Below are 26,222 nucleotides of genomic sequence, written 5' to 3' on the forward strand. Positions count from 1 at the left end.
CGACTCCCGGGGCTCGCGTCCGTTCTCCTCGGGGAGCGGACGCACAGGTGTGGGGAGTCATGTCGAAACCCAGTTACGGGAAGGTGCTGGAACGGGTCATCCAGGTGCTGGATGACTTCTTCTCGGGATTCGACCCGGTCACGCCGGCTCCTGCTCCGGGGCACGATGTGCCCCCGGAGCTTCGTGAGCCGGAGCTGGAGGCCGCCATCCTCCGTGAGCCGGAGGACGACGACGGCTATCTCGTCTATGGGGATTGGCTGCAGGCGCACGGAGCCCCGCGCGGCGAGCTGGTGGCGCTCCAGCATGCGGCGTTGCTCGCCACGGGGCCCGAGAAGAAGGAACTGGAGAAGCAGGTCGGCGACTTCCTGGAGCGCCATGCGCAGAGGTTGCTCGAGGAGCTGTACTTCCGGGACAGCCTCCATCCCTCACGCTACTCGGGACTGTCGAGCGGCCGCGTGTACTGGCACTGGCACCTGGGCTTCATCCAGCGGGCGTGGCTCGGGAGCAACCACGCCTACTCGCTGGACGTGCCTCGGGTGCTGACGGAGCTGCTCACGCATCCCTCCGCTCGCTTCTTGCGTGCGTTGACGGTGGGGCTGCTCGACAACGACGCGGATTCGAATCACTACGAGGGCATCCTCCAGCACATCGTGCGACACGCGCCCGCGACGCTGCGGGAGCTGAAGGTCGCGGACGTGCTGGAGAACGAGTTCGGCCTCTCGCGCGTGCGGCTCGGGGATGTGTCGTCCCTGTACGCGGCGCTGCCGAGGCTGCGCACGCTGACGCTGCGGGGGAACATGGTGCTGGGCGCCATGCACCTGCCGGAGCTGCGGGAGTTGACCCTCGAGACCTCGGGGCTGTCGCGCGAATCCCTGCGGTCCATCCTGTCGGCGAGCTGGCCGAAGCTGGAGAAGCTGGTGCTCTGGTTCGGGTCGCCCGAGCACGGGGGTGACGTCACGTTCGAGGACGTGCGGCCGCTGCTCGACGGTGCCGGGATGCCCAGGCTCGTGCACCTGGGGTTGTGCAACGCGGGGTTCACGGATGCGGTGTGCGAGGCGTTGCCGTCGGCGCCGGTGCTGCGGCGGCTCACGCGGCTGGACCTGTCGTTGGGCACGATGACGCGCGTGGGTGCGACGGCGCTCTTGGGGAACGCGGGCGCGTTCACGCATCTGGAGATGCTGGTCCTCACGGAGAACCTGTTGGACGAATCGAGCGTGGAGGCACTGGAGACGCTCGGCCCCGAGGTCTGGCTGCAGGACCAGCGTGACGCGGGTGGGTCCGCAGGCACCGTGGCCTATCGGGACTGAGGGCCTATGCGGCGCGAGTGACAAGCTGTCACGACAGGCTGTCATCGTGCGGGCGTGGAGGGCTGACAGGACAGGCCGGCGTGGAGGTGCGTCGTCACCTCTGCCGACGCGGCCCTCAGAGTGAAGACGAGCCCTGGCATCGTGATTGCTCTTGTCCTGCTCACTCCCCGCGATGGGGAAGGAGGCAGGACACGATGAGTTGCTCATTCCGGAAGCAGATGTGTCAGTGGGGCAGTGCCATCATCCTGGCGAGCGCGCCGTTCGTCTCGTTGGCGAGTCCGCCGGTGGATGTTCCCCAGGCGGCGCCGAACTTCGTCCAGGCGCTCTCTCACGGGCCCGAGGACCTCGAGGTGAAGGCGACGGGGGAGAACACGTACTCGGTGCGGCGCAACCCGAAGGCGGAGCACGAGAAGACGTGCACGCAGAGCGGGGACGCGCGGTTCGTGCCTTCGTTCAAGGACGGCAAGGCGGTGGGGTTCAAGCTCTTCGCCGTGCGGCCCGGTTCCATCTACGCGAAGCTCGGGTTCCAGGAGCGGGACGTGGTGCAGAGCATCAACGGCATCACCCTGGAGACGCCGGAGAAGGCGCTGGAGGCCTACGCCCAGCTCGACACGGCGAAGCGCGTGGTGGTGTCCATCGACCGCGGAGGCACGGTCATCCGCAAGACCTACGACGTGGCGCGGTGAAGTCGTCAGGAGGCAGGCGGCTCACCTTCTGACATCCAAGGAGTCGCCTGCCCGCTGTCCTCAAGCGCCGTGTCGACGCAGCCAGCGCCGTACAACACCTGCATCCCAGGGTGGCCACGAGCCACCTTCCTCGAGCAGGAAGGGTTCCAACAGTCGCGACAGCTCTCGGTACGAAGCCGGTACGGGCTGGGTCGCCGAGTCCATGGAGTCGGGACACTCGCCGAGCGAAAGCATCCATCGCTCCTCATCGAGTGGAGCGAGCGAGACGCCTGGAAGGTCAAGGCGCCGGGCCAGTTCGGGAGCGCCCCCGAGCTGGTCGAGCAACGTCGGCCCCAGGAAGGTGAGCCAATAGGCGCCTCGGGCTCGGACGCCGATGCGTCGGCTGGTGTCGGTGAGGTTCAGGAGGTCCAACCCAGGGTGGCGCTGAAGCAGCTCGAGGAGCTGCCGACGCACGGAGAACCACGCACCGGGACGAGCCACCAGCGCGGGGCTGGCATAGCCGAAGCTGAAAGGCAGCTCCCGGGCGATGTCGCGCGCGAGGTCACGCACGGCAGCCACGCCCCGAGACGTCAGATACTCGGAGGGGAGGCAGAAGCGGAGGCCGGTCGTGGCGTCGGCATCTCCCAAGAAGAGCGGGTCCTCGAGCCTCCGACCGTCGTACTCGAACTGGTAGCCACCGGGCCCGCTGGAGAACTCCGTCAGCTCCACCAGCCACTCGACGCCCCAGGCCCGCTCCACCATCTGATGGTGGATGTGGCGCCAGCCATCCACATCCAACGGCAGTGTGTCGCCGTCGTCCGAGCCATACCACCCCAGTGCATCACTCGGGATGGAGCGGCGATACAGCTCCAGGGCGCGCCACACCTTGTCGGCCACGACGGGATGGGAGTGGCGCATGAAGAAGCAAAGAGACAGCCCCTCCCGGACCACCGGCTCGCCGTTCTCGTCCGCCACACGGATGCTGGGAAGCACGGCTGTCATTGTGTCATCCCTCGTCGAGGGGAGCTGATGACAGCGCTCTCGCGTCGAGTCGTACGAACACACTCGAGGCAAGTGGAGCAAGGCCCGGAGACGGGGGCGCTCATCACGAGCGCCCGCTCGCGTCCCGGGCCGCGACGACGGCTCAGCCCAGGTTGTGGAACACGCGCTGGACGTCGTCGTCCTGCTCCAGGGCGTCGACGAGCTCCAGCACCTCGGTGGCCTTGTCCTCGGGCAGCTCGATGAGGTTCTCCGCGATGTACTCGGAGTCGGCGGAGATGGGCGCCAGCCCCTTCGCCTCGATGGCCGCCTGGAGCTTGCCGAAGTCCGCGAAGTCACACCGGATGATGAGCTGCTTCTCCCCCTTCTCGCCCGTGCCCTCGCCCATCTCCTGCAACCCGTGGTCGATGAGCTCCAGCTCCAGCTCCTCCTGGTTGAGGCCCTCCGGGTTCAACCGGAACACGCCCATGCGCTTGAACATGAACCCCACGCTGCCCGTGGTGCCCATGTTCCCGCCGTTCTGGTTGAAGTGCATCCGCACGTTCGCCACGGTGCGCACCACGTTGTCCGTGGCCGTCTCCACCAGCAGCGCGATGCCGTGCGGCCCGTAGCCCTCGTAGAGGACGATTTCGTACTGCGTCGCCGTCTGGCCGCTGGCGCGCTTGATGGCCGCCTCGACCTTGTCCTTCGGCATGTTCGCCGCGCGCGCGTTCTGCAACACCCGCCGCAGCGTGGAGTTCGAGTCCGGGTTGGGCCCGCCGGCCTTCACCGCGATCGCAATGTCCTTGCTGATGCGCGTGAAGACCTTCGCCATCTTGTTCCAGCGGGCCATCATCGTGGCCTTGCGTGTCTCGAAAATGCGTCCCATGGGTCGAGCGACTCGCGAAGAGAGGGGGCGCCAGGCGCGCCCCAGGTGAAGAAGAGTGGTTGCTGTAAAGGGCCCGGCCAATCTAGCGCAACTCGGCTGGAGCGCCCGCGCTTCGTGTGCGGGGCGGCGTCCTCCCGACGTTCGACCCGGGGACGACACGCACGGGCGCAGGCCCCCGAGGGCCCACGCACCCGCCGTCATCCACCCGGAAGACAGGGCCCGTCGACGACGGGCCCCAAGGACTTCAGCGGACCTGCTGCGCCGCCGCCTGGGGCGCCGGCCGGGACGCGGGGGCCATGCTGTTGGCGCCCGTGCCCTGCGCACCGTTGGCGAAGGCGCGCTCCATGTGCGCGTCGAGCTGCCCCACGGCCATCAGCCCCGCCATCCGGAAGTCCGAGATGAACGACCACAGCGGGTACTTGAAGCTCGCCGGCTTGTTCTTCTCGATGAAGAAGTGGCTGAACCACGCGAAGCCGTATGCCGAGACCAGCGCCGCCGGAATCAGCGCCGCGCGCCCCATGGCGATGGCCGCGATGCCCGTGGCCACGCCCAGGCTGGTGCCCACGAAGTGGAACCGGCGCGTCACCGGCAGCGAGTGCTCGCGCAGGTAGAACGGCCAGAACTCGGCATAGGTCTGGAGGGTGGGCTTGGACATGAAGTGAAGTTGTGTCCAGGCAGGGGCCCGGCGTCAACCCGCCGCGCGTCAGGAAGTGCCCTCCCGCGCCCGCTCCGGCCCCCGAGGGCAGGGCCGCCAGGCAGCCAGGCGGGCTCGGGGAGGCTGAACGGAATCGGACGTCTCGCGGCCGTCGACCCCGCAGTTTTCCGCCCGTCGCGCACCGAAACATGTCGAGGACAGCGGCCCCTCCACCTCATCCACGGGTCGTGGGAGACTCGGGAGCAATGACGGATTGGATTCCCAAGCCGAACCCGACGGTGGACCTGCGCACGCTGGTGCTCAGCCCGGAGGAGGGCTTCGTGCTCTCGCGGCTCGACGGCGCCACGGCGGCCAGGAACCTCCCCGCGCTCACCGGGCTGGCTCCCGAGCGACTCCAGGGCATCCTCACCCGGCTCGTCTCCCAGGGCGCCCTGCTGCCCGTCGCCCAGGCCCCTGGGATCAACCCTCCCGGCATGCCACGGGCACACGCCCCCTCCGTGAGCCCCGGCTACGAGCCACTCGCGCCCACCGCGCCCCACACGCCGCCGGACGAGGAGCTGCCCACGCTGGACCTGCTTCCCCAGGAGGCCGATGCGGGCGAATCCGACGTCCTCGAGACCTCCGAGTCCGACGTCGTCCCCGCCGAGCCCCCAGACTCCGAGGCCGACGCCGAGGACGTGCCCGAGGTCGCGCTGGGCAACTTCCGCCAGCTCTTCGAGACGCGGTTGCATCCGCAACCCGAAGACCAGCGCGTCGCGCTGGCGCACACCGCGCAGGACCCGGAGCTGTCCGCGCTGTGCTTCGACCCGCTGCCCTCCGTCATCAAGGCGGTGATGGAGAATCCCCGCGTCGGGCTCGCGCACGCGCGCCTCATCGCGCGCAACCACAGGAACCCCGTGGGCCTGGAGTCGCTCTGTGCCCGCGCGGCCTTCGCGGCGGACGTGGGCGTGCGGCGCTGGCTCGTGCGCAACCCGCAGCTGCCCGCCAGCCTGTTCCGCAGGCTCTGGAGCGCGCGCCGGTTGATGGAACTGTACAAGGTGACGGTGGACCGCGACGTGCCCGAGTCCACGCGGCGCTCGTCGCGCGAGGTGCTCCGTCAGCGCTTCACCACCGGCCCCTCGGAGGAGAAGGTGGAGCTCATCCTCAACACCGAGGGTCGCGCGCTCGCGTCGCTCATCGGCATGTCCGTGGACGGCAAGACGGCGTCGATGTTGTGCGGACGCACCTACCGCTCGCCCATGCTCATCCAGAACATCGCGCGCTGGAGCGCCGCGCCGCCGGCCCTCATCGCCCACCTGCTCAAGCAGGAAGCCGTGCGAAGGCAGCCGCAGCTGCGCATGCTGCTCACCCGCCACCCCAACGCCCCCGCCGAGGCTCGCCGCAGCGGCTGAAGCCTCACGGTCTGCGCGCGGTGAGGATGGGCTGATAGAAGCCCGTCTCCTCCGGCGAATACCACCGTGTGTCGACGAGCCCCGCCCGTGTCAGCGCGCGCTCCACCTCCACCCGCTGGAGCGCGCGATACACGCCGGTGTGCTCCGTGGCCTGCCAGCCCTTGCCCTCGGGGCGCAGGATGAACTGGTGGACCGTGTACGTCCTGCCATCGGCGGCCCAATCCCAGACCTGGAAGAGGATGCGCCGGCCCTCGGGCGCGTCGAGCACCCGCTCCGAGGTGAAGCGCGGCTGGTCGGCCATCAGCGCGTCGTAGTCGCGCACGCTCAGCGCCAGCAGGCCCCCGGGCGCGAGCTTGGAGGCCATCGCATGCGCGGCGGCGTCCAGGTCCTCATCCGTGAGCAGGTGCGGCACCGCGTTGTCGAACGCGAGCACCACCTGGAACATCCCCGACACCTGCGTGTCCAACGTCCGCATGTCCGCGACGCCGGTGGTGAGGGTGACGCCCAGGGTGCGCGCCTCGCGCTCGGCGCGGGCCACGGCGGCGGGGCTCAGGTCCGTCGCGTGCACCGCGTAGCCGCGTCCCGCGAGCCCCAGCGCCTGCGTGCCGATGCCACACGCGCAATCCAACACCCGACGCGGCGGCGGCGCGCCACACCGACGCAGCAGCGCGTCCAGCGCGGCGCCCTGGCGCTCCACCGTCTGGGCCCAGTTGGCGAAGAGCAGGTGATACTCCTCGGCGAGCCCCTGGTAGAACTCGAGCACGGACTCAGCCATGCGCGCGCTCCTCGACGACGTGCGTCCTGGTGACGGCCGGAGCGCTCATGGGCCGAACGTCCGCCCCTCCAGCGCCTCGATGGCGGCGCGCACGGGGGCGGGCAGCGGCACCGGCTCGTTCTTGACGTAGTCGAGGGTGACGATGACGGCGGTGCCCTTCGTGTAGAGGGTGCCGTCCTCCTCGCCGAACACCGCGTGCTCCAGCGTGACGGACGTGTTGCCGATGCGCGAGACGCGGGCGCTGGCGACCAGGCGCACGGGGAAGACGACGGGGCGCACGTACTCGGCCTGGGTGGCCTTGAGGATGGGGCCGACGCCGCCCTGGATGCGCGTCTCGCCGGCGCCCGAGGGGCCCGTCATGCCGATGCGGGCGAGGTAGGCGATGCGCGCGGTCTCGAACCACGTGAAGGTGCGAGCGTTGTTCGCGTGGCCGAACGCGTCCATTTCACTCCAGTGCAGGGTGAAGGGGACGACGACGGGGAAGTCCTTGGGGCTGAGGTCCGGCATGGAGGGGAGGGTGCCCCACTCGCGGCCATGAGGGAACGAAGAACACCGCCTGCCTGCCCTCCAGCCAGGGGCCGGTGTCGTGATAATCCAGCAACACGATGAGTCCACGACTCCTGATGTCCGCGCTGGCCCTCACGGGCCTCGGTATCAACCCGCCTGCCTGGGCGAGTGAGGCCGCCTCGGAGACCTCGGCCATGACGGGGGCTCGCATCAGCTCCGTGCCCGAGTGGACCGTCTCACCGAACATCACCGCGCGACGCTGGGTCGCGAGCCCGGAGTCCGTCGAGTCCGTCGCGGCCACCACGACGAGCGCCGTCGGCCGGGCCGCGTCCACACCGGGTGTCACCGCGCCCGCCTGGGCCGCCACGCCGAGCACCGCCGCGCCGAGCATCACCGCGCAGCGGTGGGCTGTCGGGGCTGCCACGCCGGACCTCGCCGCGCCCGACACCTCTGTCCCGACCTCGTCCACGCAGAACGTCACTCCGCCGCACTGGACCGCGGCGCCGAGGACCGCCGCACCGAGCATCAACGCGCAACGCTGGTCCACCGCGCCCGGCTCCGCTGCGCCGAGCACCACCGCGCCGGGCACTTCCACGCCGAGCACCATCGCGCCGGGCTTCTACGCGCCAAGCACTTCCACACCAGGCGCCACGCCGAACACCACCGCGCCCGGCTCTGCTGCACCGAGCACCACCGCGCCCGGCTCCGCTGCACCGAGCACCACCGCGCCCGGCTCCGCTGCACCGAGCACCAGCGCGCCCGGCTCCGCTGCACCGAGCACCACCGCGCCCGGCTCTGCCGCACCGAGCACCACCGCTCCCGGCTCCGCCGCACCGAGCACCACCGCGCCGGGCCCGCGCCCCGCGGACGCGAAGCCCACGGTGCGCCACCGCGTCACCGCCACCGAAGCCCCGCGCCACCTCATCGCGAACGGCAAGGGCCGCGCGACGCTCTTCCTCAACGAGTCCACGGGCGCCACCGCCGCGTCGCTGACACTGCTGGAGCTCCAGCCCGGCGGCGAGGTCCCCGAGCACACGCACGAGTCGAGCGCGGAGATTCTCTACATCGAGGACGGCGCCGCCGACATGACGGTGTCCGGACAGACGTTGCGCGTGAGCAAGGGTGACGCCGTCTACATCCCCGCGGGCGCGAAGCACTCCGCGCGCGTGGTGTCGCCCGGTGTGCCGTTCAAGGCCGTGCAGGTCTACGCGGGCCCGGGCCCCGAGCAGCGCTTCATGCAGGGCCCCCGGGAGAGCGCCCCTCATGGCCGCTGAGCGCGAGTCCTCGGCGGCGCGCCAGCGGAACGCACCCTCCGATGAACCCTCGGTCGAGCGCCCCCACCTCGTCCCCTCCCGCAACGAGACGGCGCTCATCTCCGACAGCGGCACGGCCACCCATCCCCAGCGCCACGCCCCCATGGTGCGCTGGCTGCACCCGTCGCAGCTGATTCGCACGGGCCTGGACGCCGTCGTCGCCGCCGTCTTCGGCGCCCGCGCGGACCATCGCCTCATCGAGGCCGTGGTGCGCCCACAGGTCCCCTACTTCGACTACTCCGAGGAGACGCGCCCCCAGGGAGACTTCTGGCTCGACTACGTCTCCGACACCGGCGACGGCTGGGACCCCACGTACACGGTGGCGCGGCTGCTCGCGCTGCCCGAGCTGAAGCTCCCCGTGCGAGGCCAGCCCCGCGTCGGCGAGTTCGAGACCGAGCGCGGCCGCGTCCTCATCTTCGGCGGCGACGGCGTGTACCCCGGCGCCAGCCGCGAGGCCTACGAGGAGCGCCTCATCCAGCCGTACGAGGCCGCCATGCGGCGCTCCGTCGCGCCCAACCCGGACCTGTTCGTCATCCCGGGCAACCACGACTGGTACGACGGCCTGTCCGCCTTCATGCGCCTGTTCTGCGCCAACCGCTGGATTGCGGGCCGACGCACGCGGCAGAGCCGCAGCTACTTCGCGCTCAAGCTGCCGCATCGCTGGTGGCTCATCGGCACGGACGTGCAGCTCAACAGCGACATCGACGTGCCCCAGGTGGAGTACTTCCGCCAGGTGGCCGACAGCATGGGCCCCGACGACCGCGTCATCCTGTGCAACGCGGAGCCCGCGTGGATTCTCGCCGCCACGCAGCGGCGCAAGGGCAGCTACCTGGAGAACAACCTGGAGTACCTCCAGGAGAAGGTGCTCGGCCGGCGCATCAGCATCTTCCTCGCGGGTGACCTGCACCACTACCGCCGCCACGAGGACCCCGCGGGCCGGCAGAAGATCACGGCCGGCGGCGGCGGCGCCTTCATGCACCCCACGCACGCGCCCAAGGCGCACGTGCTGCGCGACGGCTACCGGCTGGAGAAGAGCTTCCCCGACGAGCGCACCTCACGCGCGCTCGCCAGGAAGAACCTGTTCCTCATCCGCTACAGCCCGCTGTTCGGCCTGATGACGGGCGCGCTGTACCTGCTGCTCGCGCTGGCCGCGTACGCGGAGGTGGGCTCGCTGGGCTTCTCCCAGCTGGGCGACGTCATCATGGCCGTGGCCAACAGCATGGTGAGCCGCCCGTGGACCATGGTGCTGGGCCTGGGCACCATCGGCGGGCTCATCGGCCTGGCGGACTCCGCGTTCGGGAAGTTCCGGTGGCTCGCGGGCACGCTGCACGGCGTGGCCCACATCCTCGCGGCGTTCTTCGTCGCGTGGGGAGGCACCTACCTGGCGGTGAGCGGGATGGGCATCTGCCCGGACCTGACGCCGGACGGCCTCAACTGCACGGCGGGCTGGGCGCACCTGGCGGGCAAGTTCCTGGTGTCCTCGGCGCTCACCTTCCTGGGTGGCTTCCTGGTGGGCCCCTTCGTCATGGGGTTGTACCTGTGGCTGAGTGTCAACCTGTTCGGGGCCCACTCGAACGAGGCGTTCATCTCGTTGGCGCTGCCGGACTGGAAGAACTTCCTGCGGCTGCACATCGACGAGAAGGGACAGCTCACCGTCTACCCGGTGGGTATCGAGCGGGTGCCGCGCCGGTGGAAGCGCACGCATGCGGGGCCGCATGCACCGGCGTACGAGCCGGATGACGCCAAGGCCACGCCTCCGGCGCTCATCGAGCCGCCCATCCGCGTCTAGGGTCCGTCGGTGTCGGGAACGGTGTAGCCTCCGGGGCTCACCGCTCACGAAGGAGCCGTACGCCGATGGCCGCACAGACGATGGAGCAGCTGGTTTCCCTGTCCAAGCGCCGGGGCTTCATCTTCCCGGGCTCCGCCATCTACGGGGGCCTGCAGGGCACGTACGACTACGGTCCGCTCGGCGTCGAGCTGAAGAACAACCTGAAGCTGGCCTGGTGGCGCGCCAACGTCTGGGAGCGTGAGGACATGGAGGGCATCGACGCCTCCATCCTCATGAACAAGCTCACGTGGCGCTATTCGGGGCACGAAGAGACCTTCGTGGACCCGATGGTGGACTGCAAGGGCTGCAAGATGCGCTGGCGCGCGGACCAGATTGCCGGCAAGTGTCCCAGCTGCGGCAGTGCGGAGCTGACCGAGCCGCGCCCCTTCAACCTGATGTTCAAGACGCAGGTGGGGCCGGTGCCGGACCCGGAGTCCTTCTCCTATCTGCGCCCCGAGACGGCGCAGGGCATCTTCCTCAACTTCAAGCACGTGCTCGACTCGACGTCGCGCAAGCTGCCGTTCGGCATCGCGCAGATGGGCAAGTCCTTCCGCAACGAAATCACGCCGCGCAACTTCATCTTCCGCGTGCGTGAGTTCGAGCAGATGGAGATCGAGTTCTTCGTGAAGCCCGGCGAGGACGAGGCGTGGCACCAGAAGTGGGTGGAGGACCGCATCAACTGGTGGCTGTCGGTGGGGTTGTCCAAGGACAACCTGGTGCCGTACCACCAGAAGGCGAACGAGCTGGCGCACTACGCGAAGGCGACGGTGGACCTGCTCTACCGCTTCCCGCACGGGCTGGAGGAGCTGGAGGGCATCGCGAACCGGACGGACTACGACCTGGGTTCGCACAGCAAGGACCAGGGCTCGCTCGGGTTGAAGGCGCGGGTGGCGCCCAACAGCCACAGCACGGAGAAGCTCACGTACTTCGACGCGGAGACGAAGCAGCACGTGGTGCCGTTCGTCATCGAGCCGTCGGCGGGCGTGGACCGCGGGGTGCTCGCGGTGCTGAGCGAGGCGTACGCGGAGGAGCAGGTGAAGCCCGCGCCGGCGGACCGGCTCAAGCCGGTGGAGGAGGCGCTGGGCACGTTCCTCAAGTCCGTGAGCCGCAACGAGAAGCTCACCGCGGACGCGAAGAACGCGCTGCTCGCGGAGGGGGAGCGAATCGCGGGCGCGCTGGGCGAGCGGCTCGCGTCGATCACGGGGCTGTTGTCGATGCCGGGGGCGGAGGGCATCGAGGTGGCGAAGAAGCTGCGCGGCCAGGTGGACCCGGTGGTCGACGAGTTCTACCGGACGGTGCTGCACTTCAAGCCGCGCCTGGCGCCCATCAAGGTGGCGGTGTTGCCACTGAAGAAGAACCACCCGGGCATCGTGGACGTGGCGAAGGGCATCCGCCGCCGGCTCCAGTCCTCGGGCTCGATGCGCGTCGTGTACGACGACACGGGCGCCATCGGAAAGCTGTACCGGCGGCAGGATGAAATCGGGACGCCCTTCTGCGTCACGGTGGACTTCGACACGCTGGGGGACGGGAAGGACGCGTCCACCAAGGACACCGTCACCGTGCGCCACCGCGACTCCATGGCCCAGGAGCGCGTCGCCATCTCCGAGCTGGAGGGCTACCTGCGCGAGAAGATGGGGTAGTCCCGCCATCCAGGACCCAGGGCTGCCCTCCAGCAAGGAGCCGAGGGAGCCCAGGTCCCCAGGACGTGTCACCTCCGAACAGGGCTCGTCCCACAAGCGCACAACGGGTACACCCTGGGCACGGCGGGCCCGTCGTCACATCGCGCCCTTGAGGCGGATGGGGCGTTGGCACGCGATTGGCTCTGAGGTCGCTCATGCCTTCGTTCTTCCAGGACCTGCGCCACGGCTTCCGCTCCCTGCGCCGCAGCCCGGGCTTCACCCTGGCCACGGTGCTCGCGCTGGCCTTCGGCATCGGCGCGAACACGCTGCTCTTCAGCGTGGTGAGCGCGCTGCTCCTGCGCCCGCTCCCCCTCCCCCAGTCCGAGCAGCTCGTCTCCGTGTGGGGCTTCGACCCACGCGAGCCCGACGGCAACAACGCCCTGTCCCGCCTGGACTCCGAGGACCTCCGCCAGAAGGTGAAGGCCTTCGCCGCGTTCGCCGTCTACGACACCGGCGGCTTCACCCTCACCGGCCCCCACCAGGAACCCGAGCGGGTGGAGGGCGCGGCGGTGTCGGAGGGCTTCTTCCGCGTCGCCGGCGTGCGCCCCCTGCTCGGCCGGGCGCTCGAGGACCCCGAGTTCCAGCTCAACGGCCCGCGCGCCGTGGTGCTCTCGCACGGCCTCTGGACCCGACGCTTCGGCGCGGACCGGGGCGTGCTCGGCCGCACGATGGAGCTGGACGGCAACCCCTACGAGGTCGTTGGCGTGATGCCCGAGGGCTTCGACTTCCCTCGCGAGGACTCGCAGGAGCCCGTCGGCCTGTGGGCCCCGCTGTCCGCGCGCGACTTCGTCCGCTCCAACTGGGAGAGCCGCGGCACCCACCTGCTCTCCGGCGTGGCCCGGCTGGCCCCGGGCTTCAACGCCGAGCAGGCCCACCAGGAGGCCCAGGGCGTGATGCGGGCCCTGTCGCAGACGTACCCGGACACCAACACCCAGGCGAGCGTGAGCGTGCGCGGCCTCCAGGAGCGCCTGTCCCAGAAGACACGCCGCCCCGCGCTCCTGCTGCTCGGCGCCGTGGCGCTGCTGCTGCTCATCGCCTGCGTCAACGTGGCGCAGCTGCTCCTCGCCCGCGCGATGACCCGGCAGCAGGAGTTCGCCGTGCGCACCGCGCTGGGCGCGGGCAAGGGCGCGCTCGCCCGACAGTTGCTGGCGGAGGGCTCGCTGCTGGCCCTGGCCGGAGGCGCGCTGGGGTTGCTCCTGGGCCTGTGGGGCACGGACATGCTGAGCGCGATGCTGCCGGAGTCCGTGCGTCAGGTGCAGGCGGTGCGCGTGGATGGACGCGCGCTGGTGTACACGGCGGCGCTGGTGCTCGTGGTGTCGCTGATGTGCGGCCTCGCGCCGCTGGGCACCGCGCTCAAGGCCAACCTCGGCGGCCTGCTCCAGAGCACGCGCGGCACGAGCGCGAACAAGGCGGCGCTGCGCTGGCGCGCGATTCTCGTGTCCACGCAGGTGGCGCTCGCGCTGGTGTTGCTGGTGGGCGCGGGGCTGCTGGTGCGCAGCGCGCAGCGGCTGGCCGACGTGGACCCGGGCTACCGACCCGACGGCGTGTCGCTGATGGGCGTCAACCTCCCGGCCGCGCGCTACCCGCGGGACACGATTGCGACCTTCTACGAGCGACTGCTGGAGCAGGTTCGCGCGCAGCCGGGCGTGGAGGCCGCGTCGCTGGTGACGCCGGGCATCGTGACGGGCGGCGCCATCGGCCTGTCGATGGAGCTGCCGGGCAAGCCCTCGCCCTCGGGGGAGAAGCTCGTCACCGGCTACCGGGCGATGAGCGATGGCGTCTTCGCCACGCTGGGGATTCCGCTCAAGCAGGGGCGGGACTTCACGCGGCAGGACACCGCGGACGCGCCGCCGGTGGTCGTGGTGAACGAGTCCTTCGCGCGGCGCCACTTCCCCAACGAGGACGCCATCGGCAAGCGGGTCGTCATCGCCTTCGGCCGCCCGCTCAAGGAGCGTGAAATCGTGGGCGTGGTGGGGGATGTCCGCGCGCGCGCGCTGGACGAGCCCGCGGAGCCGGAGCTGTACGCACCGCTCGCCCAGACGCCCTGGGCCATGACGTCCGTGGTGGTGCGCAGCAAGCTCCCGCTGGAGCGCGTGACGGCGCTGGTGAAGGGCGAGATGCGCCAGCTCGACTCGCAGTTGACGCTGCCGAAGACGACGACGCTGGCGCAGGGCCTGGAGCGCTCGGTGGCGGACCGGAGCTTCCAGCGGGTGCTCCTGCTCGCCTTCGCGGTGTCGGCGGTGGCGCTGGCCTCGCTCGGCATCTACGGGTTGATGGCGTACAGCGTGGCGCAGCGTCGACGGGAGCTGGGCATCCGCCTGGCGCTGGGGGCGCTGCCCTCGGACGTGGTGCGGCTGGTGATGAAGCAGGCCCTGCGGATGTGCGCGCTGGGCCTGGGCGTCGGGCTCGCGCTGGCGCTCGGGCTGTCGCGGCTGCTGGAGGGCCTGCTGTACGACGTGAGCGCCACGGACCCGCTGACCTTCCTCGCCGTGCCGCTGCTGCTGCTCACCGTCGTCTCGCTGGCGAGCTGGCTGCCCGCCCGCCGCGCGTCGAAGGTGTCGCCCGGCGTGGCCATGTCCGCGGACTGAAGTCTCACCCCGCCGCGTCGAGCTCCGCGACGACGCGGCGGACCTGGCCTTCGCGCCCCTTCTGGGTCCTCGCCGTCAGCACCTTGAGGACCAGCCCGTACCGCCGCGTCCTGCCGAGCGCCTCGAACGCCCGCGCCGCCCGAGGGCTCGCCGCCAGCGCCGCCGTGAGCACCTCCGGCACCGTGGCGTTCTTCTGCGACTCGTAGGCCGCGTCCCAGCGCCCATCCGCCTTCGCGGCCTCGACCTCCGCGAGCCCCGAGGGCCGCATCCGACCCGCGCGCGTGAGTGCCTCCACCTTGCGCACGTTCACACAGGACCAGCGGCTGCGCGGCCGGCGCGGGACGTACTTCTGCAGGTAGAAGCGCGCGTCGAGCGACTTGCGCTGCCCCGAAATCCATCCGAAGCACAGCCCCACGTCGACCGCCTCGTCATCGGTGAGCGAGGCAATCTGCGTCCCCTTCTTCGCGAGCTTCAACCAGACCCCCGCGGACGCATCGACGTGCGTCTGGAGCCAGGCCTCGAACTCCGCCGCGCCCCGGAACGCAATCACCGGCGCCCCTCCTTCAGCGCTGGCCATGGGCGCCTCCCAGCACGTCCAGGTAGTGGCGGTTGAACATCAGGCCCAGCACGTTCCCGAACGGGTCGGTGACCGACGCCGTGACGAAGCCCGGCCCGCGCTCGGTGACGCCATCCAGGAGCTGCGCCCCCATCGCGAGCACCCGCGCGAGCGTCCCCGCGATGTCGTCGACGTGCCAGTAGACCACCGTCCCGCCCTGAGCCGTGGCGAGCCCCGGCGGCGCGAACCTCCGGTCGATGATGCCCAGCTCGTGCTGGTAGTCGCCGATGCGGAACTCCACATACCCGGGCCCGCGCCCCACGTCCTCGCTGCGGAAGTAGGGCTGCATGCCGAGCAGCTCCGCGTACCAGCGCGTCGCCGCCTGGAGGTCATCCGCCCAGAGGTTGAAGGTGCACATTCCGCGCAAGGTGTGGGTCATGGCGTTTGTCTCCGTGTGTCCTGGCCGCGCTCGTTCGCGACCCCATGAACATGGCCCCAGAACGTGACAGAATGAGTCACCTTTGAAGCGCGAGCCCGTCACCGACCGTCTGGACCGGGTCCTGGGCCTCCTTGCCTCCCGCCCGTCCTGGACGGCCCCGGAGCTGGCGGAGGAGCTGGGCGTCTGCGTGCGCACCGTCCGGCGGGACTTGTCCCGGCTCTCCGCGCGCGGCGTCCCCATCGAGTCGGACGCGGGCCGGGGCGGCGGCATCCGCGTCCCGCCGAGGACAGGGCTCGGGCGCGTGCAGCTCAACGCCCAGGAGCTGCTCGACCTGCTGCTCGCCCTGGCGCTCGCCGAGCGGCTCGAGTCCCCGCTCCTGCTCTCGACGCTCAAGAGCCTGCGCCAGAAGCTGGCCGCGTCGTTCCCACCCGAGGAGCGCGCCCGCGTCGGCAAGCTGCGCCAGCGCATCCTCGTGGGCCCCACCGCGCGCAGCATCAGCGCGACCTGGAAGCCCCCCCGGGCCGCGGTGCTGCGTCCCCTCCAGGAGGCCTTCTTCGAGCAGCGCGCGCTGGAGCTGACCTACCGCGCGAGCGACACGAGCACGGTGCGCGTCGTGGAGCCCCACTACCTCCTGCTCAGCTGGCCCGCGTGGTACCTGCTCGTCTGGGACCACCTGCGCGGAGCGGTGCGCATGCTCCGCGTCGACCGCATCGAGGCCGCGAGCGTCCAGGCCGCGACGTTCCAGGTGCGCGACTCGGAGTCGATGATCGCCACCCTCGGCGACATCTTCTCGTCGCTCTGAGCGCGGGCGGTATAGACAAGGGCCATGAGCACCCCTGTCACCTTCTTCCTGATTCCCGCCGAGGGCCTCGCCGGTGTGCTGACCCGCGCTCGGCTCGCGTCCCTGCGCGCCGCGGTGGTGAGCGAGGACCCCGAGGCGATGGAGGACGAGGAGGTGCTGCTCGCGCTCATCGACCACCTCTCCCAGCACGGCGGCGCCGCGCTGACGCGGCTGCCCGAGCCGCTCGGTGACGAGGTGCTGGAGCTGCTCGACGTGCTCGCCGAGGACCTGGTCCACACCGACAAGGAGCCCCGGAGCGAGCGCCTGGAGCAGGCCACCTCGCAGCGCCCCGACGCCGACGACCTCCAGGCCGCCGAGGCCGTCGTCCGCGCGGCCTGCCCCGACACGCTCCATCGCCTCTGGCGCCACACCGTCTGGGGCCGGGTCCCCGAGCAGGAGGGCGCCACCGACGACCTGCGGCGCATCAACCCGAACCTCGGCTACTGGACGAACGCCGAGGTGCGCCAACTGCGCGACGGCCTGCGCGAGCACCTCGACGGCGCGCCCACCTATCAGCCCGTCCGAGGCTGGGCCCGCTTCACCTCCCGCCTGCGCCGCGTCACCCGGCGCGGAGACCCCGCGCGAGCGCTCGACGCCGTGACGCAGGCGCTGGACAAGGCCTCACGCCAGGGCGCGGGCCTGCTCTTCGCACGCTGACCTCACATCAGGGTACGCACCAGCCGGCCCACCGTGGCCATCGCGCCCTCGATGCGCGGCGTCCACGGCTGTCCACACGACATGCGGATGAAGTTCCGGTACGAGTCCGGCCGGGGCGAGAAGATGGGCCCCGGCGCGATGCTCACGCCCGCATCCAGCGCGCGCCCGTGCAGCACCAGCGAGTCCACCGTGGACGGCAGCTCCACCCACAACAGCGAGCCCCCCGCCGGCCGCGCCACGCGCGTGCCCTCCGGGAAGTGCTCGGCCACGCCCTCCGCCATGCGCGCCACCTGCTCCGACAGCCGGCGCCGCAGCGCGCGCAGGTGCCGGTCATACCCGCCCTCCTCCAGGAAGCGCGCAATCGCCAGCGGCAGCAGCGTGGGCGAGGCCACCGTGTGCGAGAACTTCAGGAGCTCCACCCGCTCCCGGAGCCGACCCGGCGCCACGTACCCCACGCGGAAGCCCGGCGCGAGCGTCTTCGAGAACGAGCCACACAGCATCACGTTGCCCGTCGTGTCGAACGACTTGCACGTGCGCGGCCTGCGCTCGTCGAAGTGCAGGTCACCGTACAGGTCATCCTCGATGAGCGGCACCCCGCGCTCCTCGAGCATGGCCACCAGTCGCTGGCGGTTCGCCGTCGGCATGCAGCTGCCCACCGGGTTGCTGTAGCTGGGCACCACCAGCACCGCCGCCACGCGCCGCCGCTCCAGCGCCGCCTGGAGCGCATCCAGCTCCATGCCGTGGCGCGGTGAGCACGGAATCTCCAGCGCGCGCAGCCCGAGCGACTCGATGGCCTGGAGCGTGCCGTAGTACGCCGGTGACTCAATCGCGATGGTGTCCCCCTGCCGGGCCACGGCGAGCAGGCACAGGTGGATGGCCTCCGCGGCGCCGACGGTGATGATGAAGTCCTCGGGCAACAGCGCCGCGCCCCAGTCCAGCGAGCGCCGCGCGAGCTGCCGCCGCAGCTCCGGACACCCCGGGGGTACGTCGTACAGCATCCCCGCGTCGCCCATCTCGCGGGTGAGCGCGTTGAGCTCCCGGTACAGCCGGCGCGTGGGCAGCAGCTCCGTGGACGGCCACGCGCCGCCCATCTGCACGAGGTTCGGGTCGCGCATCGACTGGTACACGCGCGACACCAGCGCGCTCACCGTGACGGGCGTGGCGCTGGTCGCGGGGCGGGACACCTGCGGCTCCGCGAGGCGGGGACGCTCACGCCTGCGCACATAGTGGCCCGACTGCGGCCGCGTCTCGATGAGCCCCACCGACTCCAGGTGCAGATACGCCTGGAGCACCGTGGAGATGCTCACCTGCTCACGCAGGCTGAGCTGACGCACGGAGGGCAGCCTGTCTCCCGCGCGTAGCGTGCCCGCGTTGATGGCGTCCTCCAGCCGCTCCGCCACCTGCTCGTACAACTTCGGTTTGTGTGCCAGCGCGCCCATGCCGTCCCCGATGCGAAGTCCGTCTCCCGCCAATCCGTATCGGTAACGGGCCCGGCCTCCGCTGCCCAGACACACCTGCCCACTGGACGGGCCAGTACAGTTCCTTGGACTTCAACTGTACTGGTCACAATGGTGGATTGCTGCCTCTGTTCTGTTTCGTCGGCGGGGCGCATGGTGGGCGATGAGGAGGTCGTGGTGCCATGGAGTCCAAGCTCATGTCGGCGCGGCGAGGTTTCTGGAGCTCGCTGTGGAATCACCTGAAGCCCCAGGCTCGCCCCGGAGTGGAGACGGGCGGACAGGGGCTGCACGAGGGGTCGCTCTGGAGTCGGCGCATCCAGGGGGACGAGGGCCTGCTGCTCACGTGTACCGAGGGCCGGCTCTGGCTCACCTTCGAGTCGGACCCTCGGGACTACGTGCTGGAGCACGGGAGCAGCGTGCCCCTGAACCACGAAGGCCAGGTGGTGGTGCAAGCGCTGAGGTCGGCGCGCTTCTGCTTGGGGACGTCACTCTCGCCCTGCGGCGGGTGAGTGCGCTCACTCCGAGGGAGGCGTCGTGAGCGAGCCCCGGGCGGCGCGGCGCAGGTAGAGCGCGAACGGCACGTGGGTGATGGCGTCTTCGGTGAGGGGGACCTCCAGCGTGCCGTCGTAGCGGGCCGGGCGGCGGCCGCGCACAGCGACCTCGGACTGGATGGTGATGCACATGCCCACCTTGAGGAACGGTGAGCGGGCGCTCGCCTCGGGGCCCTTCAGCCCGAAGTAGACGTCCAGCTCGTAGCGCTGAGCGACTGTGTTCGTCCGGAACGCGGCGCGCTCCACGAGGAGCTTCTCGTCCAGCTTCTTGAAGATGCCTGGGATGAAGTCGACCTGGAAGGAGTCCTCCAACACCTGGAGGACGTCCTGGACGCTCTTGAGACGGTCGGCGTCGACGGCGATATCGAGGGACATGGTGTACCTCTCGGGACCTCGGGCCTGGAGCGCGTGGATAGCGCCGGGCGCGCGCGAAGCGCCGAGAGGTTTCGAGGGGACGTCCGGCCGGTGACGGCCACCGTGGAGGACTGTCGCCCGTCACACGGTGGCTTCGCCCCACGGTCTACCGTGGGGCGCTCGGGACTTCAGGCCACGGTGAGGATGTCGGGGCCCTGCTCGGTGACGAGCAGCGTGTGCTCGAACTGGGCGCTGCGGCTGCCGTCGGCGGTGACGGCGGTCCACCCGTCGTCCCAGGTGCGGTGGCCCCAGCCGCCGAGGTTGATCATCGGCTCGACGGTGAAGATCATCCCCGGCTGCATGATGGTGTCGGCCTCGGGCTCGTAGTAGTGCGGAATCTGGAGGGACGTGTGGAACGTCTCGCCGATGCCGTGGCCGCAGTAGGCGCGCACCACGCTCATGCCGTTCTTGGTGGCGTGGTCTTCAATCGCGCGGCCGATGTCGCTGATGGGCCGGCCAGGCTTCACCGCGGCGATGCCCAGCTCCATGCACTCGCGGGTGACGCGCACCAGCCGCTCGCTCTCCGGGTCCACCTTGCCCACGAAGTGGGTGGCCGAGCAGTCGCCGTGGACGCCATCCAGGTAGATGGTGATGTCCAGGTTGACGATGTCGCCGTCCTCGAGCGCGCGGTTGTCGGGGATGCCGTGGCAGATGACCTCGTTGACCGAGGTGCACAGGGACTTGGGGAAGCCGTGGTAGTTGAGCGTGCTCGGGTAGCCGCCCCGGCGGATGTAGGCCTCGTGGGTGATGGCGTCCAGCTCGTCGGTGGTGATGCCGGGGCGCACGTGGGAGGCGACTTCCTGGAGCACCTCGGCGGCGGCCTTGCAGGCCCTGCGCATGCGCGCGATGACGTCCGGCGAGCGGATTTCAGAGTCGCTCGGGCGGCGCTGGGGGCGGCCGGACACGGCGTAGTCGGGGCGGGGGATGTGCAGGGGCACGTCGCGGCGGGGGCTGATGAGGCCCGGGCGGATGCCCTTGCGCGCGACGTCGGGGCCCTTCTTGCGCGCCTCGACGGCGTCGGCGCCGCGGTGGCACTTCTTGTACTTGGTGCCGCTGCCGCACCAGCAGGTGTCATTGGGGCCGGGCAGGACGGCGGGAGGGGTACGGGGAATGGCGGTGGTCATCTCTCAACTCCGATGGAAGCCGTGTCGGACCTGCGGGCGCGGAGCCAGCGCAGCACCTGGGGACGCAGCCACAAGCGTGGGCGTCCGGTGCCCAGGTCCAGGATGGGGCGGGGCATGTCCGGGTAGCGGCGCAGATAGGTGCTGACGCTGTTGGTGTGGCGCAGCTGCAGCAGGCCGGCCACGCCCTGGGCGTCGATGAGGTCTTCCGTCTTCACCATGGGACACATGAGGGGGTTGTCTATACCCGTAGACACGCCCGGGCGCACGGGTTCTTTCCGCCCTCCTGGCGGGTGGCCTGCCGGGCGACCTGTGGTGGACAGGAGTGCGGGGTGCCACCAGGGGGACCGTCGCTCGCCTGGGACACGGCCGCGTCACCGGATGAGGACTCCGTGCGCGACGGGGTCGAAACCCGAGGGCCACTTCGCCGTGGCATCGGACACGGAGCCGTCCAGCTTCGCGAGGTCGAGGCGATGAGTCCGCAGGTCCGCACCCCGGAGGTCCGCGCCGGACAGGTTGGCGCCGCCGAGGTCCGCTTCACTCAGGTCCGCGTCCCGCAGGTCCGCACCTTGAAGGTCCGCGCCGTTGAGCCAGGCCCTGTGCAGGCGACTTCGCATCAACGTCGCGCGACGAAGCCCCGCGGCCATGAGCCGAGCACCTTCGAGGTTGGCCTCGGACAGGTCCGCTTCGTCCAGGGAAGCGGAGCGCAGGTCGACCTCTCGGAGGTTCGCGCGTGAGAGGTTCAGCTTGCCGAGCAGCGCCCGGTGGAGCGACAGCCCGCGCAGGTCCGCCCCGACCAGGTGCTCGAGATCCAACTCGAGCACCGCCCCAGTCTCGAACTCGATCCGAATCAATGAGTCCTCGCAGTCGACATTCTTCGCTGTCTCCCATCCATGGCCCGTTCGTCAAAGCTCGGGTATCCACGGAGTCGATGTAGGCTTGCCTCCAGGGCACGGAGTTCGCTGCCACTGAGAACAGCGGCTTGCCGAACGTGGCGTCAACTCGGGCTGCGTTCGCCAAGATTGGCATGACCTTTCCGCAGTGAGGTGCAGGATGGAATCGAAACAGGTCACGGTGCGACGCTGGTCCGAACTCTCCAACCAACCCCTCTCGGAAGAGAGTGTGCGTGCGCTGCACTTGCCCGCGAAGAAGTATCGGGTGAGCGTTGATCGGTATTCATCGGTAGAGGATTTTGGTGGCTCGATGCGGGCCGGTACGGTTTACGTGCTGGCTGGGCACTGCCAGATGGAATTCGGCACGCAGGCTGTCCAGTTCGCCGCAGGGGATGTCGCGGAGTTTCCTGAAGGCAGCTATCGCGTGGTCGTGAATCACGAAGCCGGGTGTGTCGTTGTTTTTGCCTGGGAGCTTCCAGCGGAGTTTGCTCGATAGGCGGAGTCGACCGACGCATGGAGCACAGAGCCGACAAGCCGCTCACCGTGGCGTGGCAGGGAATGGGCGTTGCCCTCTACCGCCACCAGCAGATGGACACGGGCGAGCATCAACACCGGTCGCTGCAACTGCTCATGCCCCTCGGCCGTCCTGCTGTCCGTGGGCGCTGGCGCTCCGTCGACCGCGCGGTGGACATGCGACTCGTCCGCGAGGAGGTGGGCGTCGTCGGCTCCGACCTGCCGCATGCCTTCGCCTGGGACGCGGGCGCGCGGGTGGTGTCCTTCTTCCTTCCTCCTGAGCGGATTTCTTCGCTCGCCGGAGCACATGGCCTGGAGCAGGCCCTGTGCTCCGTGGGCCCGTCACGAGTGACGGACCCGGTGCTCCGTGAGCTGCTGCGCGCCAGCGGCGAGGCACTGCACGAGGGACGTCCACCCTCGCGACTCGAAGTGGACGCGCTCGCCACCGTGCTGGGCCTGCGACTGCTACGTCTCGACGGCCAGCGCCCGAGGTCCGGAGCGAAGCCCGTAGGACTCGCGCCCTGGCAGCTCCGGCGCGTGACAGACTTCGTCGAGGCGAACCTGGACACGGCCCTCGGCCTGGAGTCCCTCGCCGCCGTGGTGGACCTGAGCCCGGCCCACTTCTCGCGAGGCTTCAAACGAACCACCGGCAACACGCCACACCAGTTCGTCCTGACTCGACGACTGGAACGCGCACGCGAGCTGCTCGCCACCACCGCGCTCCCGTTGAGCGACATCGCGCAGGCCACGGGCTTCTCCAGCCAGAGCCACCTCACCTCCCTGTTCCGCGCGCGCCACGCGCTCACGCCCGCCCGCTTCCGTCGCGAGGTGCCGGACTCGGAAAATGGCGCGAACCCGATAGACGAAGCAGGAACCTGATAGACGCCCCGACGCGACGTGGACGAGGGTGGTCCCATGTCACTCTCCTCCTCTCGCCCCACCGTGGACGCCGCGCTGGTCCGCCGCGTGGAGCTGGCCCAGGCCGCGCAGAACCGCGCCGCCACACCGACACACGGCATCCTCGAGCTCGCAGGCGGCCTCGCCCTCTTCAATGGCGCCAACTCGCCCCTCACCCAGGCGCTCGCGCTCGGACTCGAAGGTCCCGTCAGCGCCGAGTCCCTCGACCGTGTGGAGGCCCACCTGGGACAACAGGGCGGTCTCCTCCAACTCGACCTGCTCCCCTTCGCCGACCCGTCGCTCGCGCAGGAGCTGGCCCGTCGTGGCTACCGCGTCGGTGAGTTCCAGCAGGTGTTCGTGCGCGCCCTGCCCGCGAGTCCGCCTCCTCCCACCGCACCCGGCATCGAGCTTCGTCCGCTCCGCCCCGGTGAGGCCCAGGTCTTCTCGCGCACCGTGGCCCAGGGCTTCATGGGACGTGACGAGGTCTCCGACGAGGAGGCCTCGCTCATGCTGGGCACTTCGACCATGCCCGGCACCACGTGCTTCCTCGCGCTCGTGGACGGTGAGCCCGCGGGAGGCGGCACCGTGGCCATACACGACGGCGTGGCCACCCTGTCCGGCACCGGCGTGCGCGAGCGCTTCCGCGGCCGAGGACTCCAGCAGGCCCTCATCTCCACCCGCCTCGACTGGGCCACCCGTCAGGGCTGCACCCTGGCGTCGAGCAGCACGCTGCCCGCCAGTCCCTCACAGCGGAACATGGAGCGCCTGGGGTTCTTCGTCGCCTACCCCAAGGTCGTGATGATGCGCGACCTCACCTCGAGCCCCCGCTGACACACGTCTCCCAGGAGCGCCCCGCGCCCTGACGTCAGGGTAACTCGTGGGATGGCCATGGCAGCGGGCCACCCCAGAGGTATTCAACCTGCTAGATTCGTCAGAGTCCAGGAGACCTCTGACGTCCATGAGTCCGCATCCATCGTCGATGCCCCCGGAAGCCCTGCCCCCGGGATTCGTCCTGACGGGAGGCTGGCGCATCCTCGAGAGACTGGGCGTGGGCGGCTACGGCGTCGTCTATCGCGTGGAGCCGGTGGACTCGCCGGGGCGCTACTTCGCGCTCAAGCTCACTCGCCACACCGCCGAGGGCCGCGCCCTGCGCGAGCTCACGCTCCTGTTGGACCGGGCCGTCCATCCCAACGTGGTCGCGGTCCACGCCTGCGGCCGCTGGCCGGACATCGTCACGGGCCATTTCTACTTCGTCATGGACTGGGTGCCCGGACCGCCGCTCCACGTCTGGGCGGAGCGACACAACCCCTCCTTCCGACAGCTGGCGGAGACCTTCCGCCGAGTCGCCCTGGCGCTGGACACCCTGCACGCCGGGGACGTGCTGCACCGGGACCTCAAGCCGGAGCACATCCTCCTGCGAGACACCGAAGGAGACCCTGTCCTCATCGACCTGGGCGCGAGCGCGTACACCGGCGCGCCCACGCTGACCACCGGCCCCCTGCCTCCCGGCACCCGCCACCTGCGCAGCCCCGAGGCCATCCGCTTCCATCAGCGCCACTGGCGCCACCCGGACGCCCGCTACCAGTCCGTCGCCACCGATGACCTCTACGCCCTGGGCGTGTGCCTCTACCGCGCGGCCACGGGCCACTACCCCTTCCCTCCGGACTGGCCCGCGGACGTGCTGTGCGCCGCCATCACCTCGCAGCCACCCGCCGTCCCGTCGGAGCTGAACCCGCGCATCCCTCCCGAGCTCGACGCCATCATCCTGCGGCTCCTCGAGAAGCTCCCGGAGCAACGCTTCCAGAGCGGCGCACAGCTCGCCACCGCCCTGGCGCCGAGCCGCTTCACCGCCGAGGCTTGGGACACGCCGCTCTTCGGCACGGACACACCCGCGCCCCCGCGCAAGCCCCCCTCCCCGGCGCGCGCACGTGTCCAGCGCCTGCGAACCCGTCTCCTACACCCCCGGGTTCTCGCCCTGCCCGCGGTGCTCCTGCTCCTGGCGGTGGGGTGGTTCCTCCACGGCTGGAGACAGACAACTCCAGGAGTCACCCAACAAATCGACTCCCTGGGAGGTCAGAAAATAGCCAGACATGCGGAATCGCATCACAGTGAGTCAGTCACCGATTCGCCCCGGGCGAATCCCATCCCCGTGACCGTCGCCCCCGTGGCGCCGCCACTCCAGGACCCCACTCCCGTGATGAAGCCTCCCGCTCCCCCCGCGAAGCCTCGCGCGTTGTCACTCGCCCGCCTGTCCAAGGTGGCCCTGGCCTGCACCGGGCTCGCCTGCTCCAGCAGCACGCCCTACGTGCAGCATCGGCCCATCCCTCCCGTGGCCGAGTGCCCCGCGGGCGCGGATGAGACCATCGAGCGCTTCGGACTCGACCAGGGGGACCAGTTCGAGGGCTCCATCGGAGAGAACTTCGGCACGCCCTTCCGGAACATCACGGTGAAGGAGGGGTACCTGATGACGAACGTGCACCGCAAATTCAAGAAGCTCCCCGCGGGCGCACAACTCGTCACCGAAATCATCTTCACCAACGAGCGCGTCTATGGCCGCATCCGGGAGATGCGTGTCGGCGACGATGTGTATCCGGTCTGCATGGTGTTCTACGAGTTCAGCGACGTGGGGCGGCAGAGGCTTCCGGGGGGAGACGAGGAACACGCGGTCATCTTCAACCTCCTGCACGTCCGCGTCGTGGAGCGCTTCCGGGAGATTCGTGGGAAGGATTGGTGATGAAGCCAGGCGCTTGCGCCTCGTGACCTGGCTCGTCCTGCTCCACGCCTCCAACACGGGAGGCTCCCCTCTTCAGGAGCGCGCCATCGAGCCTGACGTCTCCGCTCCGCAGGCCCCGAGCGTTCAAGCCCCTTCCACGCGATCCTCCGACACACCCTCGCGAGGGCCATTCAGCGTGATGTACATCGCCGGAGCACTCGATGTTCGGGGCCTCGCCACACGTCCGCTCGGCCCCATCGTCGCACCCACCACGCCCATCCTGTCGACCTCGACGTCCGCATACGCACACCGGACGAGATCACGGGTCGCAGTGGTGCTGCTGCTCGCCTCCGTTGGAGGGCATTCGCCGTGGACTCCGCGAGAAGCGGCGCTCATCACCGCGACGGGACGTCACGTCCGGAAGCTCCTCGTCTGGCAGTCACGTCCGCTCGGAGACCAGGACACCGATGTGCTGCTCGTCCTGGAGACCGAGGCCAAATCCATCGAGCTCCGCGGCCGCTACCTCCTCGAGCTGCGCGAGGACACCACTTCGCCCCCGTTGCACCTGGGCCCGGTGAGCTTCCCCGAACTTTGA

Annotated in this window: 27 protein-coding genes; 15 read left to right on the top strand and 12 right to left on the bottom strand. The window is 70.1% G+C overall.

The features are described from left to right. Positions 1–59 precede the first annotated feature (59 nt). Together AC6JA9_RS40150 and AC6JA9_RS40155 are read left to right on the top strand one after the other, a co-directional pair. Positions 60–1,307, top strand: coding sequence for a TIGR02996 domain-containing protein (locus AC6JA9_RS40150; RefSeq protein ID WP_497958720.1), 1,248 nt, complete (start codon positions 60–62; stop codon positions 1,305–1,307). A gap of 194 nt (positions 1,308–1,501) precedes the next feature. Continuing rightward, the gene (locus AC6JA9_RS40155; RefSeq protein WP_223751195.1) at positions 1,502–1,993 is read left to right on the top strand and encodes a hypothetical protein; all 492 of its coding nucleotides are present in this window, start codon (positions 1,502–1,504) and stop codon (positions 1,991–1,993) included. 60 nt (positions 1,994–2,053) lie between these two features. Here AC6JA9_RS40155 and AC6JA9_RS40160 read toward each other — a convergent pair whose 3' ends face one another. From AC6JA9_RS40160 to AC6JA9_RS40170, 3 genes are all read right to left on the bottom strand, one after another. After that, complete coding sequence (locus AC6JA9_RS40160) at positions 2,054–2,974, bottom strand: type VI immunity family protein (protein ID WP_223751196.1); 921 nt, start codon at positions 2,972–2,974, stop codon at positions 2,054–2,056. A 142-nt stretch (positions 2,975–3,116) separates the two neighbouring features. Further along, positions 3,117–3,839, bottom strand: a complete 723-nt coding sequence (locus AC6JA9_RS40165; protein WP_141324285.1) for a YebC/PmpR family DNA-binding transcriptional regulator — start codon at positions 3,837–3,839, stop codon at positions 3,117–3,119. A 244-nt stretch (positions 3,840–4,083) separates the two neighbouring features. Then, complete coding sequence (locus tag AC6JA9_RS40170) at positions 4,084–4,494, bottom strand: Mpo1-like protein (protein ID WP_223751197.1); 411 nt, start codon at positions 4,492–4,494, stop codon at positions 4,084–4,086. A gap of 245 nt (positions 4,495–4,739) precedes the next feature. On the opposite strand from AC6JA9_RS40170, the gene AC6JA9_RS40175 reads away from it, so the two are divergent. Next, positions 4,740–5,885, top strand: coding sequence for a hypothetical protein (locus AC6JA9_RS40175; protein WP_497958721.1), 1,146 nt, complete (start codon positions 4,740–4,742; stop codon positions 5,883–5,885). A 4-nt stretch (positions 5,886–5,889) separates the two neighbouring features. Here the strand turns inward: AC6JA9_RS40175 and AC6JA9_RS40180 are convergent, their stop codons facing one another. Together AC6JA9_RS40180 and AC6JA9_RS40185 are read right to left on the bottom strand one after the other, a co-directional pair. After that, positions 5,890–6,660, bottom strand: a complete 771-nt coding sequence (locus tag AC6JA9_RS40180; RefSeq protein WP_223751199.1) for a class I SAM-dependent methyltransferase — start codon at positions 6,658–6,660, stop codon at positions 5,890–5,892. Between the two features lie 45 nt (positions 6,661–6,705). Further along, positions 6,706–7,167, bottom strand: a complete 462-nt coding sequence (locus tag AC6JA9_RS40185; RefSeq protein ID WP_223751200.1) for an acyl-CoA thioesterase — start codon at positions 7,165–7,167, stop codon at positions 6,706–6,708. Between the two features lie 98 nt (positions 7,168–7,265). Here AC6JA9_RS40185 and AC6JA9_RS40190 point away from each other — a divergent pair, with 98 nt between their 5' ends. From AC6JA9_RS40190 to AC6JA9_RS40205, 4 genes are all read left to right on the top strand, one after another. Next, on the top strand, positions 7,266–8,441 hold the full coding sequence (locus AC6JA9_RS40190) for a cupin domain-containing protein (RefSeq protein ID WP_497958722.1): 1,176 nt from the start codon (positions 7,266–7,268) through the stop codon (positions 8,439–8,441). Between the two features lie 142 nt (positions 8,442–8,583). Next, the gene (locus tag AC6JA9_RS40195) at positions 8,584–10,269 is read left to right on the top strand and encodes a metallophosphoesterase (RefSeq protein WP_497960828.1); all 1,686 of its coding nucleotides are present in this window, start codon (positions 8,584–8,586) and stop codon (positions 10,267–10,269) included. Positions 10,270–10,334: 65 nt separating this feature from the next. After that, a complete protein-coding gene (locus AC6JA9_RS40200) occupies positions 10,335–11,948 on the top strand; it encodes a glycine--tRNA ligase (RefSeq protein WP_497958723.1) in 1,614 nt (537 codons plus the stop codon). Between the two features lie 194 nt (positions 11,949–12,142). Then, positions 12,143–14,575, top strand: a complete 2,433-nt coding sequence (locus tag AC6JA9_RS40205) for an ABC transporter permease (protein ID WP_497958724.1) — start codon at positions 12,143–12,145, stop codon at positions 14,573–14,575. 4 nt (positions 14,576–14,579) lie between these two features. Here AC6JA9_RS40205 and AC6JA9_RS40210 read toward each other — a convergent pair whose 3' ends face one another. Continuing rightward, a complete protein-coding gene (locus AC6JA9_RS40210; protein WP_223783870.1) occupies positions 14,580–15,152 on the bottom strand; it encodes a YdeI/OmpD-associated family protein in 573 nt (190 codons plus the stop codon). Continuing rightward, the gene (locus tag AC6JA9_RS40215) at positions 15,139–15,570 is read right to left on the bottom strand and encodes a VOC family protein (protein WP_223751206.1); all 432 of its coding nucleotides are present in this window, start codon (positions 15,568–15,570) and stop codon (positions 15,139–15,141) included. The genes AC6JA9_RS40210 and AC6JA9_RS40215 overlap by 14 nt, the downstream gene beginning before the upstream one ends. A gap of 82 nt (positions 15,571–15,652) precedes the next feature. On the opposite strand from AC6JA9_RS40215, the gene AC6JA9_RS40220 reads away from it, so the two are divergent. Next, complete coding sequence (locus tag AC6JA9_RS40220) at positions 15,653–16,372, top strand: helix-turn-helix transcriptional regulator (protein WP_223783868.1); 720 nt, start codon at positions 15,653–15,655, stop codon at positions 16,370–16,372. 24 nt (positions 16,373–16,396) lie between these two features. Next, complete coding sequence (locus AC6JA9_RS40225; protein WP_408888784.1) at positions 16,397–17,068, top strand: hypothetical protein; 672 nt, start codon at positions 16,397–16,399, stop codon at positions 17,066–17,068. A gap of 2 nt (positions 17,069–17,070) precedes the next feature. Here AC6JA9_RS40225 and AC6JA9_RS40230 read toward each other — a convergent pair whose 3' ends face one another. Then, positions 17,071–18,507, bottom strand: coding sequence for an aminotransferase-like domain-containing protein (locus AC6JA9_RS40230; protein ID WP_497958725.1), 1,437 nt, complete (start codon positions 18,505–18,507; stop codon positions 17,071–17,073). 200 nt (positions 18,508–18,707) lie between these two features. On the opposite strand from AC6JA9_RS40230, the gene AC6JA9_RS40235 reads away from it, so the two are divergent. Continuing rightward, positions 18,708–19,034, top strand: a complete 327-nt coding sequence (locus AC6JA9_RS40235; RefSeq protein WP_223751210.1) for a DUF2917 domain-containing protein — start codon at positions 18,708–18,710, stop codon at positions 19,032–19,034. Between the two features lie 6 nt (positions 19,035–19,040). Here the strand turns inward: AC6JA9_RS40235 and AC6JA9_RS40240 are convergent, their stop codons facing one another. The 4 genes from AC6JA9_RS40240 to AC6JA9_RS40255 all read right to left on the bottom strand — a co-directional run bounded on the left by AC6JA9_RS40240 (position 19,041) and on the right by AC6JA9_RS40255 (position 21,435). Beyond that, positions 19,041–19,451 carry a hypothetical protein gene (locus tag AC6JA9_RS40240; RefSeq protein WP_223751211.1) on the bottom strand — a complete coding sequence of 137 codons (411 nt, stop codon included), beginning with the start codon at positions 19,449–19,451 and terminating at the stop codon, positions 19,041–19,043. A gap of 167 nt (positions 19,452–19,618) precedes the next feature. Next, entirely contained in the window at positions 19,619–20,614 is a 996-nt protein-coding gene (gene map / locus AC6JA9_RS40245) for a type I methionyl aminopeptidase (protein ID WP_223751212.1), read from the bottom strand. Continuing rightward, positions 20,611–20,832: a hypothetical protein gene (locus AC6JA9_RS40250; RefSeq protein WP_497958726.1), complete on the bottom strand. Its 222-nt coding sequence runs from the start codon at positions 20,830–20,832 to the stop codon at positions 20,611–20,613. Before AC6JA9_RS40250 ends, map begins: the two co-directional genes overlap by 4 nt. 153 nt (positions 20,833–20,985) lie before the next feature. Continuing rightward, positions 20,986–21,435 (bottom strand): pentapeptide repeat-containing protein, encoded by a 450-nt coding sequence (locus tag AC6JA9_RS40255; RefSeq protein WP_497958727.1) that lies wholly within the window; start codon positions 21,433–21,435, stop codon positions 20,986–20,988. Positions 21,436–21,664: 229 nt separating this feature from the next. Here AC6JA9_RS40255 and AC6JA9_RS40260 point away from each other — a divergent pair, with 229 nt between their 5' ends. The 5 genes from AC6JA9_RS40260 to AC6JA9_RS40280 all read left to right on the top strand — a co-directional run bounded on the left by AC6JA9_RS40260 (position 21,665) and on the right by AC6JA9_RS40280 (position 26,222). Beyond that, positions 21,665–22,000 carry a hypothetical protein gene (locus AC6JA9_RS40260; protein WP_223783865.1) on the top strand — a complete coding sequence of 112 codons (336 nt, stop codon included), beginning with the start codon at positions 21,665–21,667 and terminating at the stop codon, positions 21,998–22,000. A gap of 17 nt (positions 22,001–22,017) precedes the next feature. Next, positions 22,018–22,896, top strand: a complete 879-nt coding sequence (locus AC6JA9_RS40265; RefSeq protein ID WP_497958728.1) for a helix-turn-helix domain-containing protein — start codon at positions 22,018–22,020, stop codon at positions 22,894–22,896. A 36-nt stretch (positions 22,897–22,932) separates the two neighbouring features. Further along, complete coding sequence (locus tag AC6JA9_RS40270; RefSeq protein ID WP_497958729.1) at positions 22,933–23,745, top strand: GNAT family N-acetyltransferase; 813 nt, start codon at positions 22,933–22,935, stop codon at positions 23,743–23,745. A 127-nt stretch (positions 23,746–23,872) separates the two neighbouring features. After that, positions 23,873–25,648 carry a serine/threonine protein kinase gene (locus AC6JA9_RS40275; protein WP_497958730.1) on the top strand — a complete coding sequence of 592 codons (1,776 nt, stop codon included), beginning with the start codon at positions 23,873–23,875 and terminating at the stop codon, positions 25,646–25,648. Positions 25,649–25,823: 175 nt separating this feature from the next. Further along, positions 25,824–26,222 carry a hypothetical protein gene (locus AC6JA9_RS40280; RefSeq protein ID WP_497958731.1) on the top strand — a complete coding sequence of 133 codons (399 nt, stop codon included), beginning with the start codon at positions 25,824–25,826 and terminating at the stop codon, positions 26,220–26,222.

This window comes from Myxococcus sp. MH1 (assembly GCF_059738865.1).

What these genes read in the sequence shown, in the direction of transcription:
- AC6JA9_RS40175 (WP_497958721.1), top strand. Translation starts at nt 4,740, where the DNA reads ATGACGGATTGGATTCCCAAGCCGAACCCGACGGTGGACCTGCGCACG.
- AC6JA9_RS40165 (WP_141324285.1), bottom strand. Translation starts at nt 3,839, where the DNA reads ATGGGACGCATTTTCGAGACACGCAAGGCCACGATGATGGCCCGCTGG.
- AC6JA9_RS40275 (WP_497958730.1), top strand. Translation starts at nt 23,873, where the DNA reads ATGAGTCCGCATCCATCGTCGATGCCCCCGGAAGCCCTGCCCCCGGGA.
- AC6JA9_RS40160 (WP_223751196.1), bottom strand. Translation starts at nt 2,974, where the DNA reads ATGACAGCCGTGCTTCCCAGCATCCGTGTGGCGGACGAGAACGGCGAG.
- AC6JA9_RS40185 (WP_223751200.1), bottom strand. Translation starts at nt 7,167, where the DNA reads ATGCCGGACCTCAGCCCCAAGGACTTCCCCGTCGTCGTCCCCTTCACC.
- AC6JA9_RS40150 (WP_497958720.1), top strand. Translation starts at nt 60, where the DNA reads ATGTCGAAACCCAGTTACGGGAAGGTGCTGGAACGGGTCATCCAGGTG.
- AC6JA9_RS40250 (WP_497958726.1), bottom strand. Translation starts at nt 20,832, where the DNA reads ATGGTGAAGACGGAAGACCTCATCGACGCCCAGGGCGTGGCCGGCCTG.
- AC6JA9_RS40195 (WP_497960828.1), top strand. Translation starts at nt 8,584, where the DNA reads ATGGTGCGCTGGCTGCACCCGTCGCAGCTGATTCGCACGGGCCTGGAC.
- AC6JA9_RS40190 (WP_497958722.1), top strand. Translation starts at nt 7,266, where the DNA reads ATGAGTCCACGACTCCTGATGTCCGCGCTGGCCCTCACGGGCCTCGGT.
- AC6JA9_RS40180 (WP_223751199.1), bottom strand. Translation starts at nt 6,660, where the DNA reads ATGGCTGAGTCCGTGCTCGAGTTCTACCAGGGGCTCGCCGAGGAGTAT.
- AC6JA9_RS40265 (WP_497958728.1), top strand. Translation starts at nt 22,018, where the DNA reads ATGGAGCACAGAGCCGACAAGCCGCTCACCGTGGCGTGGCAGGGAATG.
- AC6JA9_RS40270 (WP_497958729.1), top strand. Translation starts at nt 22,933, where the DNA reads ATGTCACTCTCCTCCTCTCGCCCCACCGTGGACGCCGCGCTGGTCCGC.
- AC6JA9_RS40215 (WP_223751206.1), bottom strand. Translation starts at nt 15,570, where the DNA reads ATGACCCACACCTTGCGCGGAATGTGCACCTTCAACCTCTGGGCGGAT.
- AC6JA9_RS40230 (WP_497958725.1), bottom strand. Translation starts at nt 18,507, where the DNA reads ATGGGCGCGCTGGCACACAAACCGAAGTTGTACGAGCAGGTGGCGGAG.
- AC6JA9_RS40205 (WP_497958724.1), top strand. Translation starts at nt 12,143, where the DNA reads ATGCCTTCGTTCTTCCAGGACCTGCGCCACGGCTTCCGCTCCCTGCGC.
- AC6JA9_RS40170 (WP_223751197.1), bottom strand. Translation starts at nt 4,494, where the DNA reads ATGTCCAAGCCCACCCTCCAGACCTATGCCGAGTTCTGGCCGTTCTAC.
- AC6JA9_RS40260 (WP_223783865.1), top strand. Translation starts at nt 21,665, where the DNA reads ATGGAATCGAAACAGGTCACGGTGCGACGCTGGTCCGAACTCTCCAAC.
- AC6JA9_RS40155 (WP_223751195.1), top strand. Translation starts at nt 1,502, where the DNA reads ATGAGTTGCTCATTCCGGAAGCAGATGTGTCAGTGGGGCAGTGCCATC.
- AC6JA9_RS40200 (WP_497958723.1), top strand. Translation starts at nt 10,335, where the DNA reads ATGGCCGCACAGACGATGGAGCAGCTGGTTTCCCTGTCCAAGCGCCGG.
- AC6JA9_RS40210 (WP_223783870.1), bottom strand. Translation starts at nt 15,152, where the DNA reads ATGGCCAGCGCTGAAGGAGGGGCGCCGGTGATTGCGTTCCGGGGCGCG.
- map (WP_223751212.1), bottom strand. Translation starts at nt 20,614, where the DNA reads ATGACCACCGCCATTCCCCGTACCCCTCCCGCCGTCCTGCCCGGCCCC.
- AC6JA9_RS40225 (WP_408888784.1), top strand. Translation starts at nt 16,397, where the DNA reads ATGAGCACCCCTGTCACCTTCTTCCTGATTCCCGCCGAGGGCCTCGCC.
- AC6JA9_RS40240 (WP_223751211.1), bottom strand. Translation starts at nt 19,451, where the DNA reads ATGTCCCTCGATATCGCCGTCGACGCCGACCGTCTCAAGAGCGTCCAG.
- AC6JA9_RS40235 (WP_223751210.1), top strand. Translation starts at nt 18,708, where the DNA reads ATGGAGTCCAAGCTCATGTCGGCGCGGCGAGGTTTCTGGAGCTCGCTG.